This is a genomic window from Acinetobacter sp. NBRC 110496 (genome assembly GCF_000876115.1).
Taxonomy (GTDB): domain Bacteria; phylum Pseudomonadota; class Gammaproteobacteria; order Pseudomonadales; family Moraxellaceae; genus Acinetobacter.
In genome coordinates, this window is the sequence record NZ_BBTF01000018.1 from 1 (window position 1) to 16,143 (window position 16,143).

Annotated in this window: 17 protein-coding genes and 2 tRNA genes; 10 read left to right on the forward strand and 9 right to left on the reverse strand. The window is 39.7% G+C overall.

The genetic code is table 11. The features are described from left to right. Nucleotides 1-82 precede the first annotated feature (82 nt). On the reverse strand, nt 83-667 hold the full coding sequence (locus Aba26S_RS10555; protein WP_005243249.1) for an aminodeoxychorismate/anthranilate synthase component II: 585 nt from the start codon (nt 665-667) through the stop codon (nt 83-85). A 617-nt stretch (nt 668-1,284) separates the two neighbouring features. Between Aba26S_RS10555 and glnA the strand changes: the two genes are divergently transcribed. From glnA to Aba26S_RS10580, 5 genes are all read left to right on the forward strand, one after another. Continuing rightward, nucleotides 1,285-2,700, forward strand: coding sequence for a type I glutamate--ammonia ligase (gene glnA, locus Aba26S_RS10560; RefSeq protein WP_171057879.1), 1,416 nt, complete (start codon nt 1,285-1,287; stop codon nt 2,698-2,700). Between the two features lie 391 nt (nt 2,701-3,091). Further along, nucleotides 3,092-3,583, forward strand: coding sequence for a chorismate lyase (locus tag Aba26S_RS10565; protein ID WP_043971873.1), 492 nt, complete (start codon nt 3,092-3,094; stop codon nt 3,581-3,583). A gap of 15 nt (nt 3,584-3,598) precedes the next feature. Next, nucleotides 3,599-4,480, forward strand: coding sequence for a 4-hydroxybenzoate octaprenyltransferase (gene ubiA, locus Aba26S_RS10570; RefSeq protein ID WP_043971817.1), 882 nt, complete (start codon nt 3,599-3,601; stop codon nt 4,478-4,480). Between the two features lie 109 nt (nt 4,481-4,589). Then, nucleotides 4,590-5,927 (forward strand): lipase family protein, encoded by a 1,338-nt coding sequence (locus Aba26S_RS10575; RefSeq protein ID WP_005243245.1) that lies wholly within the window; start codon nt 4,590-4,592, stop codon nt 5,925-5,927. 105 nt (nt 5,928-6,032) lie between these two features. Next, the gene (locus tag Aba26S_RS10580; RefSeq protein WP_026040204.1) at nt 6,033-6,239 is read left to right on the forward strand and encodes a hypothetical protein; all 207 of its coding nucleotides are present in this window, start codon (nt 6,033-6,035) and stop codon (nt 6,237-6,239) included. Nucleotides 6,240-6,258: 19 nt separating this feature from the next. Here Aba26S_RS10580 and Aba26S_RS10585 read toward each other — a convergent pair whose 3' ends face one another. From Aba26S_RS10585 to Aba26S_RS10600, 4 genes are all read right to left on the reverse strand, one after another. Beyond that, nucleotides 6,259-6,699: a DUF2726 domain-containing protein gene (locus Aba26S_RS10585; RefSeq protein ID WP_043971819.1), complete on the reverse strand. Its 441-nt coding sequence runs from the start codon at nt 6,697-6,699 to the stop codon at nt 6,259-6,261. Nucleotides 6,700-6,758: 59 nt separating this feature from the next. Continuing rightward, a tRNA-Asn gene (locus Aba26S_RS10590) sits at nt 6,759-6,834 on the reverse strand. 85 nt (nt 6,835-6,919) lie between these two features. After that, entirely contained in the window at nt 6,920-7,228 is a 309-nt protein-coding gene (locus Aba26S_RS10595) for a hypothetical protein (protein WP_043971822.1), read from the reverse strand. Nucleotides 7,229-7,409: 181 nt separating this feature from the next. Further along, nucleotides 7,410-7,485: transfer RNA gene (locus Aba26S_RS10600), tRNA-Asn, on the reverse strand. 236 nt (nt 7,486-7,721) lie between these two features. Here Aba26S_RS10600 and Aba26S_RS10605 point away from each other — a divergent pair. After that, nucleotides 7,722-8,153 carry a hypothetical protein gene (locus Aba26S_RS10605; protein ID WP_043971874.1) on the forward strand — a complete coding sequence of 144 codons (432 nt, stop codon included), beginning with the start codon at nt 7,722-7,724 and terminating at the stop codon, nt 8,151-8,153. A gap of 37 nt (nt 8,154-8,190) precedes the next feature. On the opposite strand, the gene Aba26S_RS10610 is transcribed toward Aba26S_RS10605, so the two are convergent. After that, nucleotides 8,191-8,628 carry a PaaI family thioesterase gene (locus Aba26S_RS10610; protein WP_043971824.1) on the reverse strand — a complete coding sequence of 146 codons (438 nt, stop codon included), beginning with the start codon at nt 8,626-8,628 and terminating at the stop codon, nt 8,191-8,193. A 181-nt stretch (nt 8,629-8,809) separates the two neighbouring features. Between Aba26S_RS10610 and Aba26S_RS10615 the strand changes: the two genes are divergently transcribed. Then, nucleotides 8,810-9,229 carry a GFA family protein gene (locus tag Aba26S_RS10615; protein WP_043971827.1) on the forward strand — a complete coding sequence of 140 codons (420 nt, stop codon included), beginning with the start codon at nt 8,810-8,812 and terminating at the stop codon, nt 9,227-9,229. 67 nt (nt 9,230-9,296) lie between these two features. Here the strand turns inward: Aba26S_RS10615 and Aba26S_RS10620 are convergent, their stop codons facing one another. After that, nucleotides 9,297-10,532: a pyridoxal phosphate-dependent aminotransferase gene (locus Aba26S_RS10620; protein ID WP_005243238.1), complete on the reverse strand. Its 1,236-nt coding sequence runs from the start codon at nt 10,530-10,532 to the stop codon at nt 9,297-9,299. A 214-nt stretch (nt 10,533-10,746) separates the two neighbouring features. Between Aba26S_RS10620 and Aba26S_RS10625 the strand changes: the two genes are divergently transcribed. Next, on the forward strand, nt 10,747-10,926 hold the full coding sequence (locus Aba26S_RS10625; protein ID WP_016540500.1) for a hypothetical protein: 180 nt from the start codon (nt 10,747-10,749) through the stop codon (nt 10,924-10,926). 36 nt (nt 10,927-10,962) lie between these two features. On the opposite strand, the gene Aba26S_RS10630 is transcribed toward Aba26S_RS10625, so the two are convergent. Together Aba26S_RS10630 and Aba26S_RS10635 are read right to left on the reverse strand one after the other, a co-directional pair. Next, on the reverse strand, nt 10,963-11,760 hold the full coding sequence (locus Aba26S_RS10630) for a hypothetical protein (RefSeq protein WP_043971831.1): 798 nt from the start codon (nt 11,758-11,760) through the stop codon (nt 10,963-10,965). Nucleotides 11,761-11,931: 171 nt separating this feature from the next. After that, nucleotides 11,932-12,915, reverse strand: coding sequence for a GGDEF domain-containing protein (locus Aba26S_RS10635; protein ID WP_081408445.1), 984 nt, complete (start codon nt 12,913-12,915; stop codon nt 11,932-11,934). 413 nt (nt 12,916-13,328) lie between these two features. Here Aba26S_RS10635 and uvrB point away from each other — a divergent pair, with 413 nt between their 5' ends. After that, nucleotides 13,329-15,353 (forward strand): excinuclease ABC subunit UvrB, encoded by a 2,025-nt coding sequence (uvrB, locus tag Aba26S_RS10640; protein ID WP_043971833.1) that lies wholly within the window; start codon nt 13,329-13,331, stop codon nt 15,351-15,353. Nucleotides 15,354-15,473: 120 nt separating this feature from the next. Beyond that, nucleotides 15,474-16,058, forward strand: coding sequence for a lipocalin family protein (locus Aba26S_RS10645; protein ID WP_005243233.1), 585 nt, complete (start codon nt 15,474-15,476; stop codon nt 16,056-16,058). Nucleotides 16,059-16,143 lie beyond the last annotated feature (85 nt).

The following is a 16,143-nucleotide window of genomic DNA, read 5'->3' on the forward strand; positions in this document are numbered from 1 at the left end:
TGTTTTTATATGTTCAAAATAAAAGCAGCCCATTACATTAAAATGGGCTACTGAGGACTTAAATTAAAATCAGAACTTGAATCTAAGCATAAATATCCAAGAAGTTTTTGAAAATTTGATGGCCATGTTGGCTTAAAATTGATTCAGGGTGGAACTGCACGCCTTCGACAGGCAGTGTTTTATGTTTGACCCCCATTATTTCTTCAATCGTGCCATCTGTCTGGTTAGTCCAACAAGTCACTTCTAGGCATTCTGGTAAGGTTTCTTGCTCAATCACCAACGAATGATAACGCGTAGCAGCAAAAGGAGAAGGCAGATTGCTGAAAATTCCTTTGTCACTGTGGTGCATATCAGAAAGACGGCCATGCATCACTGTTTTGGCACGGATAATATGACCGCCAAAAGCCTGACCAATGGCTTGATGACCTAGGCAAACGCCAAGCAAAGGAACCTTGCCAGCAAAGTGATTGATGGCTGGAATGGAAATGCCTGCTTCACTCGGAGAGCATGGACCAGGGCCAATCACCAGATATTTCGGCTGCCATCGCTCAATATCCTCTAATGTTACTTGATCATTACGAACAACTTTTACTTCTTGATTCAACTCGCCAAAGTATTGAACGATGTTGTAAGTAAATGAGTCATAGTTATCGACCATTAGAAGCATTTTATATTCAACCTATTGATTATATTTAAGGTTTTAACAAGTGAGTGCTGATATTGCTCACATTGTTACTCACTTTAAGAAGAATGGAGAATGATGGACCACAATTCTTAGACGAATAATCATAGCAAAAACAAATAGCCAATGTTGAATATTTCGGAAATCTCAGCACTTAAATAAAGGGCCAATTTTGTTTGTAGAAATGAGCTGCTAATCGATAATAAATTTTTGTAATTGAAAGGCTTGAGAAATAAAACTGAAAGTGAATCGAAAGTCTAAATGAATTGATTGGAATGATGTTGAAAAGAATGATATAAAAAGCCAATTTACGCGAATAATAAAAGCGTAATTGGCACTACATTGGTTCTTTGTTATATGTATTGCACTATTTTGGTTCATTATGTCTTTTTTGGGGACGCGCTAAAATAGGAATGTTTAAATATGGTGCATTTTTAAATGCATACATTATAGTAGGCATAGGACAGGGAACCTAAAGCATTTTTTCTGCAAAGAATTTCAATGTTTTAGGTATGCTTTTAAATTGTTGGTATGATAATTGCTAATTATACATCAACAACTAACACGCACTTAACAAGTGCATAAAAACTTCATTGGAGCAAATGAGCATGGCGAACAAGGTCCTTCAACTCATCAAAGAAAGTGGCGCAAAATGGGTCGATTTTCGCTTTACTGATACTAAGGGTAAAGAACAGCACGTAACTTACCCAGCTGATACCATTGATGAAGATACATTTGAAGACGGTAAAATGTTTGATGGTTCTTCAATTGCTGGTTGGAAAGGCATTGAAGCTTCTGACATGATCTTACGTCCAGATGCTGAAACAGGTTTTCTTGACCCGTTCTTTGCTGAGCCTACAGTTGTTGTAACTTGTGACGTCATCGAGCCTTCAACTGGTCAAGGTTACGAGCGTGACCCACGTTCGATTGCTCGTCGTGCTGAAGAATATTTAAAATCTACAGGTATCGGTGATACAGCATTCTTTGGTCCAGAACCAGAATTCTTCGTTTTCGACGAAGTAAAATGGGACATCGATATGTCTGGCGCGCGCCACACATTGATCGCTGAAGAAGCTGCTTGGTCTACAGGTAAAGACTATGAAGCAGGTAACTCAGGTCACCGTCCACGTGTTAAAGGTGGTTACTTCCCAGTTCCTCCAGTTGACTCTCATCAAGACATGCGTGCTGAAATGTGTGCACGTATCGAAGACATCATGGGGCCTGGTCGCGTAGAAGTACATCACCATGAAGTTGCATCTTGCCAATTAGAAATTGGTGTGAGCTTCAATACTTTGGTTCGTAAAGCGGACGAAGTTCAACAGTTCAAATATGCAGTTTGGAACGTTGCTCACCAATATGGCAAAACAGCAACATTCATGCCTAAGCCAATGGTGGGTGATAACGGTTCTGGTATGCACGTTCACATGTCAATCTCTAAAGATGGCAAGAACTTGTTTGCTGGTGATGAATATGCTGGTTTATCAGAAATGGCATTATTCTTCATCGGTGGTGTAATCAAGCATGCGCGTGCGTTGAATGCGATTACCAACCCAGGTACAAACTCTTATAAGCGTTTGGTTCCACACTACGAAGCGCCGATTATGCTTGCTTACTCAGCACGTAACCGTTCTGCTTCTATCCGTATTCCTTACGTTTCTAGTCCTAAAGGCAAGCGTATCGAAGCGCGTTTCCCTGATCCATTAATGAACCCGTACTTAGGTTTTGCGGCATTGTTGATGGCTGGTCTTGATGGTATCCAAAACAAGATCCACCCAGGTGAAGCTGCTGACAAGAACTTGTATGATCTTCCTCCTGAAGAAGAAGCAAAAATCCCAACAGTTGCTCACAACTTGGAAATGGCGATTGCTGCACTTGAAGCGGATCATGAGTTCCTATTGAAAGGTGGTGTATTCACTAAAGAAATGCTTGATGCATATATCGAACTTAAAACTGAAGATGTACGTCGTCTTAACACGACAACTCACCCAGTTGAATTTGATATGTACTACAGCTTGTAATATATCCAATTCCAAAAAGCTCGCTTCGGCGAGCTTTTTTTATGTTTTTGATTCAATTGAAAGTCATACGTTTTTCTTAAGAAATTCATGTACACTCATAGGGTCTGCTGGCACTTCACAGATGCTTGCGACAGAGGACATTTTTTAGATGTTACAAGGCGGGGCGTATGAAATTTAGTGCTTCTAAATGAATACGGGCTAACGTAGTAACATCAAAAAATGACCCTGTCCCGAAGGGTTATGTCTAAAACTTCCCCAAACTTCGTTATGAAACTTGACAAGGGTATCGCCATTGTCTACGTTCCATGCCTTGTTTGTGTGGTTTTAGCCTATAACGCAATGCATGGCTGAAGTATCAGCAGACCCTAATGATGTTTTTAGTGAGCCAAGCATGCGAAATTTACGACCAAACAGAATTAAGGGGCGAGAGATCCCAACTGAATTAAAAAAATGGTTGTATGCATCAGGTTCTCTCACTCAACAGTTGACTGATTTGGGTGAAGGGGAGTTTCATGTCGAACGCCTTAAAGAGCATTTCCAGCGACTCACTTTTAATGACAGCCAGTGGATGCAGATGCCGACACATCATATTGCCTGGGTACGTGAAACCAATTTATACGGCAGTGAAACAGAAGCTTGGGTTAAAGCAAAAAGTATCTTTCCAATTTTAAGCTTACATAAGAAAGCACGGATATTTAGACATATCCGTAATAAGCCTATTGGCTGGTTTTTATTTCAACGAACGACTCCTGCTTGTGAAAGACGGGTGATTTATTTAGAAGAAGGTTGGACCAGACAAAGTTGTTATACTTGGCATGGGTGCAAATTTATTGTGCAAGAAACCTTTCTTCCCGCATTTGAACAGTTTATTCGACAGCATTGACTCTAAGGATTCATCATGGAAACAGTGCAACACACAACATGGCGGCAACGTTTAGAAGCATATTATTATTTATGCCGCTTTGATAAACCGATTGGTACAGAACTGGTTTTTTGGCCAACCATGTGGGCGTTATGGATTGCTGCGGGTGGTTTACCGCCGTTGCAGATTTTAATCGCCATGGTCTTAGGTACTATTTTTATGCGTGCGGCGGGTTGCGCGATTAATGACTTTGCCGATCGTAAAGTAGATGCGCATGTGGAACGAACTAAAACACGTCCATTAGCGACAGGCGTGATTCGTCCACGCGAAGCAGTTTATGTTTTTTTGGGTTTGGTTGCTGCTAGTGCTTGTACCTTGTTTTTTCTCCCTATTGCGACCTTTTATTGCGCTTTAGCGGGGTTGGTACTGGCGTTTATTTATCCCTTTATGAAACGCTATACCCACTTACCACAAGTGGTTTTGGGCATGGCATTTTCATGGGGAATTCCAATGTCATTTACGGCAATGGGGAAACCTTTAGATTTAACCTGTTGGCTTTTATATTTCGGCAATTTGGCATGGACAGTGGCTTATGATACCCAGTATGCAATTACCGATCGCGAATATGATTTGAAGATTGGGGTGAAATCAACAGCGATTCTGTTTGGTCGTTATGATATCCAGATTATTGGTTTACTACAGATTCTAAGCTTACTGTTTATTGGTGGTGCTTTGTATCGGGAAAATTTATTACTTCCATTTGGATTGGTCGCATTGTTGATGGTTGCGGCAGACTTTGCCTATCAAGCTTTTAAAACCAAAGATCGGGATCCACAACTCTGTTTTTGGGCATTTCGGCATAATCGTTGGGTCGGGCTGATTATTTTTATTGGAATTTTTTTAGAATTCATATTTTAAATTGACTGAATAGTTGAAAAGTGTCCTATGCAGGGCACTTTTTTTGTGCATTAATAATGTGGCATGTAGTTTCATGCTTTAAATAAAACAAGGACTAAAAGGATATTTTATGAAACGGTCTAAAATTGCATTGGCAATAACATTCTCTATTTCGGCTTTATTTTTAACCGCATGTAATGACAATGATGATAATTATACTGGGGTAGACTCGGATAAAACCTATCTGTCTGAAGCAGCTTATTCCAAGGATAAGGTAGATAATGCTGCATCAATCAAAATCATGACGTATAACATGGTCAATGTTCAAGGTCGCACTGCCAAAGCCACTGCTTTGGTGATGTTCCCTAAAATTGCCCAACCTGAGGATGGTTACCGAGTAGTTGTTTGGGAGCATGGTACCGTTGGTGTAGGGGATAGCTGTGCACCCAGTAATAATGTAGTGAATCCACGCTTTAGAATTCTTGCGGATAGTTTATTGGCAGCAGGCTATGTGGTGATTGCACCTGATTATGAGGGCCTGGGTACACCAGGAATTCATCCATATCTAAACTTGGGCAGTGAGGCGAAGTCTGCGATTGCAGCAGTTAAAGCAGCAAAAGATCATTACGGAACAAAGCTTAATGGACAGTGGATGTCGATTGGTCAATCGCAAGGTGGTCAGGCTTCTTTAGGCACAGCAGAATATGCAAATGCTGATGTAACTTATAGAGGTGCTGTTGCTGGTGCGCCAGCATCCAGTCTGGGTAAAATTATTCTAGAAGTTGCACCAACAGCTTTAGCAGACATAGAGGCAAAAGAGATAGCAGCGGGTGTACCTTTAGCAAACCGTATATCCGTGGATTCCTATGCAACGCTACTTGCCTATGCAGCATTGACAGGAGTTGGTATCAAAGCCTATGAACCACGATTTAATTATCGTGACATTTTTCAAGAAAGAGCTAAATCCCTCGCTGAGTTTGCAGAAGGTACAACTGGCGAAAATGGACTGTGTTTGGATGATGGAAATGATCCAAGTTTAAGTCTGATTGAGAAGTTTAAAACGGATATCATTCAATTTATGACGGTTAATCCTGATAAGAAGGTTATGGATTATCCTGGATTAGATACCAATAACTTCAAGAATAATCAAACTGTTCAGAAGTTCTTGGTGGATAATCAACCTGGAACCAAGCGAATCGATAAGCCTGTATATATTGTTCAAGGAACAGCTGATACAAATGTTCCATTCCCTGTAACTCAGGGATTAGTTGCTAATTTAAAGGCTCTGGGATCAGCAAGTGTAACACTTGATCCTGTCCTGAATGCAACGCATACACAAGCGATTGTGTGTAGAAATTTGCAAGTGTATAACTTTGTTCAAGCGCAGATGCCTGCAAAGACCAATATAGTGGTTGATCCGACCAAAATTGATGCTAGTCAAAGCGCGCAGTGTACTGGTAAATTCTAATAATTGCTAGAAATAAGCTTTAAGCAAAGAGCCTCTTTATTGAGGCTCTTTTTTGTTATATTGTTACGCATCTTGAAATTGATGTCGTTTGAGTTTGAAGTACGTATGAGTCAGCAACCTGTTGAAAAAAGATCTGTTCCTTGGTTATTGATGGGGTTGGGATTATTGATTCCAATTTTTATTGTGGGGATGGCTTTTCTTGCGGCAAGAAGCGATGCACAAACCAAGAAAAAATATGATCAGCAACATGCTGAAATCGCAAAAAAGTTTGAACAACAAAAACAAGCTGAACCAACCACTCAGGCTGAATAATTCCTCTGAGGACGATTTATTATCGAATATCCATCTGTAACTGTTTTACAGATGGAATTTGTGTATAGCGCTGTACCAAATAGCCAGCTTCTTGCAGCATCTGATCGCGTTTTTTATCTTCTAACTCTTTTCCGATATGGCTTGGGTCATCTAACTCAATAATCGCCAGCACTTGCATTTCCTGATCCAAAATCACAAAGTCAGTTACTTTACGATTAAATTTACTGCGGATTTTATAATGATCACTGGTAATCAATGCACTAAAGGCAACTTGTGCAAGTACGTGGTGTTGTGGAAAGGCTTGTTGTAACCGGATAAACATTCGTGATTCGAATAAAGTAATGACGGGACGAGCGAAGAACTTTTGTTTTGGAAAGAAAGGGCGTAGGCAGCTAAACAGCAGTAAAGCTGTACTAATGAAGCCTATGGTAAGAAAGAGAAGATGGTTAGATTGAAACATATGCTTATCAAAGGGCGAATAAAAAAAACCCACTCAATAGAGTGGGTTTTTTAGAATCTTGGCTCTCCCACCTGGGCTCGAACCAGGGACCTGCGGATTAACAGTCCGTCGCTCTACCGACTGAGCTATGGGAGAATCTGGAGCGAATTTTAGGGGGTAAATGAAAGTCCGTCAAGTAAAATGAGTATAAATAATAATCGCTTAACTAAAATATTAGGTATTAACGTGCAACTTGGTTGCATTGCGCCAATTCAGGCGATTGGGCATTCCAGATGGCACCTGCCGAGTTTTTATAATAACTAATCTTACCGATACGTAATACTAGGCTTTGACAGGAGTCTAAGGAGAGAGAATTGCCCCAAGGGCCAGACATTGTGCAAACTGCTCCATTACACTTCCACACGACATTGGGTCCATTCTCAATTGGGACAGTCACAGTACCTTTATAAGAAGAACCTGCATACCAAGTGGTTTGAGCGGCCATTGCTGGGCTGCATAGGAATATCAGACAGAATATAAACTTTTTCATTATGTGTTTTCCTTAACATCATCGTTAAATTTTATTTTCTATTAAAAATAGAGAGAAGGATAAAATATATACCATATTCAACATGAAAATGAATAAATGAATCGTAGTTATAAGGATGGAAAAGAGTTTTATGCTGATAAAATAAAAAGCCTTGATCAATGATCAGGGCTTTTTAGAATCTTGGCTCTCCCACCTGGGCTCGAACCAGGGACCTGCGGATTAACAGTCCGTCGCTCTACCGACTGAGCTATGGGAGAATCTGAGTGCCATTATAGGTGGGTTTTAAAATTGGTCAAGATAAAAATGTCATGTTTTCTTCATTTTTGCATCGTATGCTTTTTATTTGCACAATTGCGATAAAGTAGCAAAAATAACTTGAACTTTGAACGGGCTATTGCTAGATTCGAATGAGAAAGAACGTTTAGATATTCATCTAAACAGTGTGGATTTAACCCTACTTGCCAGCACTAAAATGGCTAAACTGGAGGTCGAAATGACTATTCTAAATATTCAGTCTATTTTTTCAAATTTTTCTTTTTATCAACAACACTACCTCGAAATTATTCAAGATCCTGAGCAATATTACACGCCTGTTGAACATGCTTTGCTCAATACCTTTCCATTTAAACAGCAGGCCTTGTATCTGGGCGATTTGTTGCAGTTATGGTTTGGCAACAAATGGAAAATTCAAACAGCTAAAGACCTCTTGCTACAAAAGAGTGCTGCGAATATTGATGAACAAACACCTTTGTATTTGTTTCAGTTAGGCGGTGAGCTTTTTTTAGGCGCAAATACTGCGCTTGCTTGGTCTGTGGCAGAGCAAAAGATTATCTCAGTACAAGTAAAAAGCATTTGGCAATATGCAGTATTTAGCCACTTATGTATTCGACCGAAAAAGTTTCATGTGAATAAAGCAATTGCATAGGGCTATGGTGAATAGCCCATATCTATCCTTAGAGTTTTTATGGGCGAATGATCATGCAGGTTGCGGTTGCATGGGCATAAAGCTTGCCATCTGCATCGACAATCTTGCCTTCAGAGATGCCTAAATTTTTACTGATATTAATGATATTGCCTGTTGCAATTAACTTTTGATTTTTAGGGATAGGCCGACACATTTTAATATTCAGGTCAATTGTGCCATAACCAACGCCTGCTTCTAAAAGTGTATGAACTGCACAACCTGTTACTGAGTCGAGTACCGTTGCAGCAAAACCACCGTGTACGCCCCCGAGAGGGTTAAGGTGACGTTGATCTGCCTGTACCTCAAATTTGATATAGCCCTCAGCAACTTCAACTGGTTGCATGGGAATCGTTTCACTAATACTGGCTGGTGGAATTTGCCCTGCACGCATTGCGGTTAGAAATTCTAGTCCGTTCATTTCTTTTGGGTGTTTCATTTTTTTTCCTGAATAGTTCTAAAAAGGAACTTATTCATAACTTAGTCTTTCTATTACAGGCTGTCAATACAGTTCATCGCTGAAGAGTAAGTCTTACAAATTATTGATTGCGCGATGCTTGCTTTGTTTTATGCTAACGATAATTCATCAATAACAATTTTGAATAACAGGTAAATTTATAATGAAAGGACAGTGTGTGTGTGGCGAAACCACATTTGAAGTTGAATTAAGTAATCATGATGTACATGCCTGTCACTGTTCAATCTGTCGTCGACAGACCAGTGGTGTGATTATGACCATTGATGTGAAACAGGGCAGCTTAAAATTTTTAAAACAAGACCATCTCTCTGTTTATAATTCATCGGCTTGGGGGGAGCGAGGTTTCTGTAATGCTTGTGGTACCAATTTATTTTGGCGGACTAAAGATCAGAATTATTGCAATATCAACGCCTTTGCATTGAATGATTCACCGCAAGATTTGAATCTTGATCTGGAAATCTATATTGACTGCAAACCTGAGTTTTATGCATTCCAGAACTCAACCAAGAAAATGACTGAAGCTGAGGTGGTTGCGCTCTTTAGTGGTGAATCTGCTGAGTAAGATTCCGACTTTCTATTAGACATAAAAAGAAGCTTCATAAAGAAGCTTCTTTTTATTGCGGCAAAAATTATTTTGCAGCTTTTTCTGCTTGGATAGATGCAATTGCGGCATCAACACCTTCAATTGAATCGGCCGCTTTTTTGATACGTGCTAAAGCATCAACTAATACTTCATCAGCAGTTGCATAAGAGATACGCATAAATCCACCTAAACCAAACGCATCACCCGGAACAACAGCAACACCAGTTTCTTCCAGTAACCATTCAGAGAATTCTGTGCAAGATTTTAAGCCTTTGGCACGAATTAACGGGCGAATGTTTGCATAAGCATAAAACGCCCCATCAGCAGGTAAGCAAGAGATACCTTTGATGTCATTTAAGCCATTCACAACTAGATCATGACGGCGTTTGAACGCTTCAATCATTGGTTGTAAAACGTCTTGTGGACCATTCAATGCCGCTTCAGCCGCAACTTGTGAAATTGAAGTTGGGTTTGAAGTGGATTGAGACTGGATTTTTTTCATGGCGCCAATGATTTTCGCAGGGCCTGCTGCGTAACCAATACGCCAGCCTGTCATGGCATAGGCTTTAGAAACACCATTTAATACGATAGTACGGTCATATAAGTCTGGTGCAACTGTCGCGATGTTGTAGAACTCATCTTCCCAACGGATTGGTTCATACATGTCATCAGATGCAACAAAAACCTGTGGGTGACGGCGTAATACTTCTGCTAAAGCTTCTAATTCAGCTTTGGTATAAATCATACCTGTTGGGTTAGACGGGCTGTTCAGTACCACTAAACGTGTGTTTGGGGTAATCGCCGCTTCTAATTGTTCAGGTGTAATTTTGAAACGTTGTTCTTCACCACATTTCACTATGACTGGTGTACCTTCAGCAATGATCACCATATCTGGATAACTTACCCAGAATGGCGCAGGGATGATCACTTCATCACCTTTGTTTAACAAAGCAAGCGCTAAGTTAAAGAAGCTTTGTTTACCACCGCAAGACACCAAAATTTGGTTGGCTTGATAATCTAAATTATTATCGCGTTTGAGTTTCGCAATAATTGCTTTTTTTAAGCTTGGAGTGCCGTCTACCGCTGTATATTTGGTAAAGCCCTTATTAATTGCTTCAATTGCAGCATCTTTGATGTGTTGAGGGGTATCGAAGTCTGGTTCGCCTGCACCTAAACCAATCACGTTTTTACCCGCAGCTTTAAGCTCAGCAGCTTTGTTGGTGACTGCAAGTGTAGGGGACGGTTTGATAGCATTGACACGATCAGAGAGACGTACGTCCACGGCATTATTCCTTCTTATGGGATTAAAAAATAAAAAGCAGCTTATCTTAGCTTAAATAGCCTTCTTTGTGGCTGAAACTTGCCTGAATCGCATAAAAAGTTACTAAATTTTAAGCTTTAAAATCATTCTGATTTTTTACATATTTTATTTTTATCAAAAGCACAAAAATCTATTACAATATGCGGTTAGAAATCTAGATTTCGAGAGAATTTCAATGACTACCCAACAACCTAAAGCCAAAAAGGCTTTGGTGAAATTGCCATTTCCTATGCCATCTGCTCAGGATGACGCTGAAGATGCAACTCATAATCAGGTTCGTCCAAAACCTGAGCAATATGCCGATCGCACTTGGATGCCACCACGCGGCACACGTCGTTCGATGGGTAAGCGTTAATAAAAAAGCCAATCTGTTGATTGGCTTTTTTTCTGATTATTGGCGACGGTTTACAGGATGTTGTATTTGCAACTCGCCACGCCAAAGCTTGAGAAAATCATATTCATCAATGTCATACAATTCCATTAAAGCAATAATTACACTAACAAAGGTCATGGCACCTTCTTCATTGTTATGGAAATTAAAAATCTTGCCATTAAGCTTGCCTAAAATATCATTAATTTCGTGTTCACGACCACGGCCATAACGATCACGTGGATAGAGCTCTTCATTTAACACCACCAGTGCAATTGCTTTTTCTGCTGAGCTTAGATTGGTCTGATCCAGTGCTTCTTGGAAAGATTCATAGCCATGATCAAAATAGAAAATAACCTCATCTGAAATAAAGGCATGTACAGCATCGGCGGTTAGATCTGGAAATTGCGAAACGGCATCATCTTCGATATAGGGACGAAATGATTCTGGGAAAATCACATTACTGTTAATCCCTTTAAATAAAGGCGCTATTTCTGATACTTTATAACCTGCAATCCCACAACCCAAAGCCGTTAAAAAGTATTTCATTTTGGGATGATTTTTTGCGTAGATTTTAAAGTCGTCGACATAATGCTCAATTTGGGAGAGGGGCATTTGTTGTAGATGTTCATTTAAGGTAGGAATCGCGAAAGTCTGTCCAGCCCAGCCACGGCCAACACCTCTCACTGCTGCAAAATGTTGGGCTGCGATTCGAGCGGCACCACTGTCATGGATGCCCGCTAAATTACTGCCAAAAACAAAAACAGTGTCTTCAGGGAGTTCCGTAATTATTGTTTCATCATGATATTGGTAAGCCATATTATTATCATTGCAATAGAGTATAAATTCATGTTGCAGTTGATTATGCAAAGGGTCAAGTGCTGTTTGTATTTTTCTTTTATATTTTATTTTAAAGTCGCATTTTGTCTTGACTAGGACTAATCCATTTAAAGGTAGGTTAAAATTTGGAGTGACTCATGGGTGAAATGTTTAGATTATTAGATCGAAAGAAATTTGATTGCGCCCATTCTCTTTTGCTTGATAAAGTAAATCATCTGCACGCTGCAACCCTTCTTCAAGTTCATGAAAGTTATGTATTTGCGTGAGGCCATAGCTGGCTGTTATTTTAATTTTACAACTGGTAAATGAGGACTGTTCAAGCCGTGTCTTGAGTTGTTTTGTTCGAGATAATGCCTCAGTTGCATCTTTGGCAGATATTAAGTAAATAAACTCTTCACCACCAAAACGTGCCATTAGATCATTTGGTTTTTGCTGTTGTAACATCACTCGACTTACTTTTTGTAAGACTTGATCACCAACATAATGTCCCCATGTGTCATTAATTAATTTAAAGTGGTCAAGATCGAAGCAAACTAAAAAATAACAGTGGTTGTTGAAAGCGAGTTTTTCACTTTTTTCGGAAAAACCTCGACGATTAAGCAATTGTGTTAGAGGATCATGTAGACGTTCATTGTTGAGACGCTGAATTACATCCTTGACTGCACCACCGCTGATTACAATTGCGAATAAAATATTTAAAATAATATTGACTGACATGCCCAATAACCACCATGTTGATGAGGTGAGGATGAAATGGTCTCTATCGATGGTATCTAGAAATATAAAATTGATGATGGCACGACAAAAAGAATAGGAGACATTCAGCAAATAGAAAATCAAAATCCAGCGATCAAATGATTTACTGGTGGGTAGCGATTTTAATGCCGCTGGGATTGCAATAAAGCCAATCAATCCTAAGCTGGCATTCAAAATAATTAACCTTAGCCATATTTGCGGATTTACATAGGAAAAATAGGCCAGTGTAATAATGGCAAAGGTTGAGAGTGTTAAAGCAACGTAATGATTGAAACTGGTATTTAGTTTGATAGTAACTGCATATGCACCAAGCCAACTCCCTAATAAATAAAGAATTGCAGTAAATGGAGCAGCAATCGTTAGTTGAGGGTTGCTCATTAGGCATTGTATGAAAAGCGCAATGGAGGGAATTGCATAGGCCAAACCGATCCATAATAAAAAAATCTCAGCTTTAAAAATTAAGCGACAGAATGTAAAGGCCAAACCTATGAAAAATAGGCAGCTGGGAACGATTAATATAAAATATTGTGTGTTAATTGAATTCACAAAGGAAAATAAAGTTCTTGATATTTTTGAAGCGCATAGATTAAGGTGATTTTGTATAAGAATTCAATCTTTTAGTTGAAAATAAAAAATTAGCCGTACTTTGTAAGGTATATAAATATGTGAATTTGAAAATAATTCTTCAAGCTTAAGCTCTACATCTAAAAAGGTATTAAAGTGGCTAAAATAGATTGTAAATTCTACCCAATGACTCCATTAATAGCACATATTCAGAAAAGAGAAGTCCCGTGAGCGAAAACCAACCTTTTGAGTTAGTCACCAATTACCAACCGGCGGGAGATCAGCCTCAGGCGATTGAAAAATTGGTTAGTGGTATTAACCAGGGCTTTCGTAATCAATTACTGCTTGGTGTAACAGGGTCAGGTAAGACCTATACCATGGCCAATGTGATTGCCCAAACGCAACGGCCAACCATTATCATGGCGCACAACAAAACACTTGCAGCACAGTTGTATGGTGAATTTAAAGCTTTTTTCCCAAATAATGCGGTGGAGTATTTCGTCAGTTATTACGATTACTATCAACCTGAGGCATATGTCCCATCTTCAGACACCTTTATTGAAAAGGACTCTGCGATTAATGATCACATCGATCAAATGCGTCTTTCCGCAACGCGCGCTTTATTAGAACGACGTGATGCCATTATTGTGGCTTCAGTGTCGGCAATTTATGGTTTGGGTGATCCAAATGCCTACATGCAAATGCTGTTGCATATTGTACAAGGTGATCGCGTCAGTCGTGATGAGATCATTCGCCGTTTGGTGGAGATGCAATATACCCGCAATGAACTGGAGTTCTTGCGCGGTACCTATCGTATTCGTGGTGAAATCATTGATATTTTCCCAGCTGAATCGGATAAAGATGCGATTCGGGTGGAATTATTTGATGACGAAGTTGATTCGATTCGCTGGTTTGATCCGCTAACAGGAAAGTTGGTGCGTAAAGTGCCACGCGTAACCATCTATCCAAAAAGTCATTATGTGACACCAAAAGATCATTTGACCCGTGCAATTGATACCATCAAAGACGAGTTGAAAGATCAACTGAAGTTTTTTAAAGAACATGACAAGTTATTGGAAGCGCAACGGATTGAGCAGCGTACGCGCTATGATTTAGAGATGATGCAACAATTGGGCTATACCAATGGCATTGAAAACTACTCACGTCATCTTTCTGGTCGTGGAGCTGGTGAAGCGCCACCAACCTTATTTGATTATATCCCTGAAGATGCGTTGTTGATCATTGATGAATCGCATGTGACCGTTCCACAAATTGGAGCGATGTATAAAGGTGACCGTTCGCGTAAAGAAAATTTGGTCAATTATGGTTTCCGTTTACCAAGTGCCTTGGATAACCGTCCAATGAAATTTGAAGAATGGGAGCGGATTGTTCCGACCACTGTTTTCGTCAGCGCAACGCCAGCCCATTATGAACTGGAAAAGTCTGAGCAGATTGTTGAGCAGGTGGTACGTCCAACAGGTTTGATTGATCCTGAAATTGAAGTTCGTCCGGTGCTCACCCAAGTCGATGATGTGCTCTCTGAAATCAATATTCGTAAACAGTTAAATGAACGTGTCCTTGTTACCACCTTGACCAAACGGATGGCTGAGGATTTAACTTCATACCTGAAAGAATATGGTGTCAAAGTCGCTTATCTGCATTCGGATATTGATACGGTTGAGCGCGTCAAGATTATTCACGAATTACGGACAGGCGTGCATGATGTTCTGGTCGGCATTAACTTGCTGCGTGAAGGGTTGGATATGCCAGAAGTTTCTCTGGTTGCCATTCTGGATGCGGATAAAGAAGGTTTCTTGCGTTCTGAACGTTCATTGATTCAAACCATTGGTCGTGCTGCACGTAACGTCAAAGGTAAAGCAATTTTATATGCCGATCGTATTACTGATTCGATGCGTAAAGCGATAGATGAAACTGAGCGCCGGCGTAATAAACAAATTGAATTTAATGAGTTACATGGTATTACCCCACGTAGTGCAGTTCGTCAAACCATCAAGGAAATTGATACAGGTGAAGTACTGACTGATGATGAAATTGATGAAAAAGTGCTTGAACAAGCACAAACTATCAGCGCAGATGAACAGCATCTTTTATCTGATCCAAAACTGTTTGCAAAACACATCGGCAAACTGGAAAAGGAAATGTTGAAAGCCTCGAAAGAGTTACAGTTTGAGCAAGCTGCAAGATTGCGTGATGAGATTGTTCGTCTCAAAGCGCATATGTTGCAGTCTTGATCTAGGTCGGGAATCCTGAAAAGGGATACATATCGCAACAGTTTTTGTTTATAAAGTAAGCTATTTTAAATTGCTAACTATATGACTATTGATAACAAATTACTGTTTTGAGGATGTCTCATGCCTTTTATTAAAAATTTCCCGAAAGCGAGTTGGCGCCTTGCAAAGATTGCCATTGGCGGGGCTGTTTTAACTGGGCTGGCTGTTGGAACGATTGCTTATGCGCAAGCAAAACCCTTGCCAACAGTTGACAAAGTAGAACTCGATAAATATTTGGGTGTTTGGTATGAAGTGGCGCGAAAACCGATGTTTTTTGAGCGGAAGTGTGCTTATAACGTCACTGCTACATACACCTTAAATGAAAATGGCAATATTGTTGTTGATAACAAATGTTATGACAGTGAAGGTAATTTACAGCAAAGTCTCGGAGAGGCTTTTGTTGATAATGCTCCCTTTAATACTAAATTACGAGTGAGCTTCTTGCCTGAAGTCGTGCGTTGGGTGCCTGTAATCCGTGGTGATTACTGGATTTTAAAACTCGATAATGACTATCAAACGGTTCTGGTAGGAGAACCGCGCCGTAAATATTTATGGGTGCTTTCACGCATACCTAATCCCAAAAAAGAAGTGATTCATGAATATTTAAATTATGCTCAATCATTGGGTTATGATATTGCGGATGTTATTTATCCTGAACATCATTAAATCAGTTATACTTGTTGAAAAACCATGCATGCATGGTTTTTTTTATTTTATATAGTGGATAAATCATGTACTTTTTAAAATATTA

Coding starts and splice junctions, on each gene's coding strand:
- Aba26S_RS10555 (WP_005243249.1), bottom strand. CDS start 667: ATGCTTCTAATGGTCGATAACTATGACTCATTTACTTACAACATCGTT.
- glnA (WP_171057879.1), top strand. CDS start 1,285: ATGAGCATGGCGAACAAGGTCCTTCAACTCATCAAAGAAAGTGGCGCA.
- Aba26S_RS10565 (WP_043971873.1), top strand. CDS start 3,092: ATGCGAAATTTACGACCAAACAGAATTAAGGGGCGAGAGATCCCAACT.
- ubiA (WP_043971817.1), top strand. CDS start 3,599: ATGGAAACAGTGCAACACACAACATGGCGGCAACGTTTAGAAGCATAT.
- Aba26S_RS10575 (WP_005243245.1), top strand. CDS start 4,590: ATGAAACGGTCTAAAATTGCATTGGCAATAACATTCTCTATTTCGGCT.
- Aba26S_RS10580 (WP_026040204.1), top strand. CDS start 6,033: ATGAGTCAGCAACCTGTTGAAAAAAGATCTGTTCCTTGGTTATTGATG.
- Aba26S_RS10585 (WP_043971819.1), bottom strand. CDS start 6,699: ATGTTTCAATCTAACCATCTTCTCTTTCTTACCATAGGCTTCATTAGT.
- Aba26S_RS10595 (WP_043971822.1), bottom strand. CDS start 7,228: ATGAAAAAGTTTATATTCTGTCTGATATTCCTATGCAGCCCAGCAATG.
- Aba26S_RS10605 (WP_043971874.1), top strand. CDS start 7,722: ATGACTATTCTAAATATTCAGTCTATTTTTTCAAATTTTTCTTTTTAT.
- Aba26S_RS10610 (WP_043971824.1), bottom strand. CDS start 8,628: ATGAAACACCCAAAAGAAATGAACGGACTAGAATTTCTAACCGCAATG.
- Aba26S_RS10615 (WP_043971827.1), top strand. CDS start 8,810: ATGAAAGGACAGTGTGTGTGTGGCGAAACCACATTTGAAGTTGAATTA.
- Aba26S_RS10625 (WP_016540500.1), top strand. CDS start 10,747: ATGACTACCCAACAACCTAAAGCCAAAAAGGCTTTGGTGAAATTGCCA.
- Aba26S_RS10630 (WP_043971831.1), bottom strand. CDS start 11,760: ATGGCTTACCAATATCATGATGAAACAATAATTACGGAACTCCCTGAA.
- Aba26S_RS10635 (WP_081408445.1), bottom strand. CDS start 12,915: ATGAGCAACCCTCAACTAACGATTGCTGCTCCATTTACTGCAATTCTT.
- Aba26S_RS10645 (WP_005243233.1), top strand. CDS start 15,474: ATGCCTTTTATTAAAAATTTCCCGAAAGCGAGTTGGCGCCTTGCAAAG.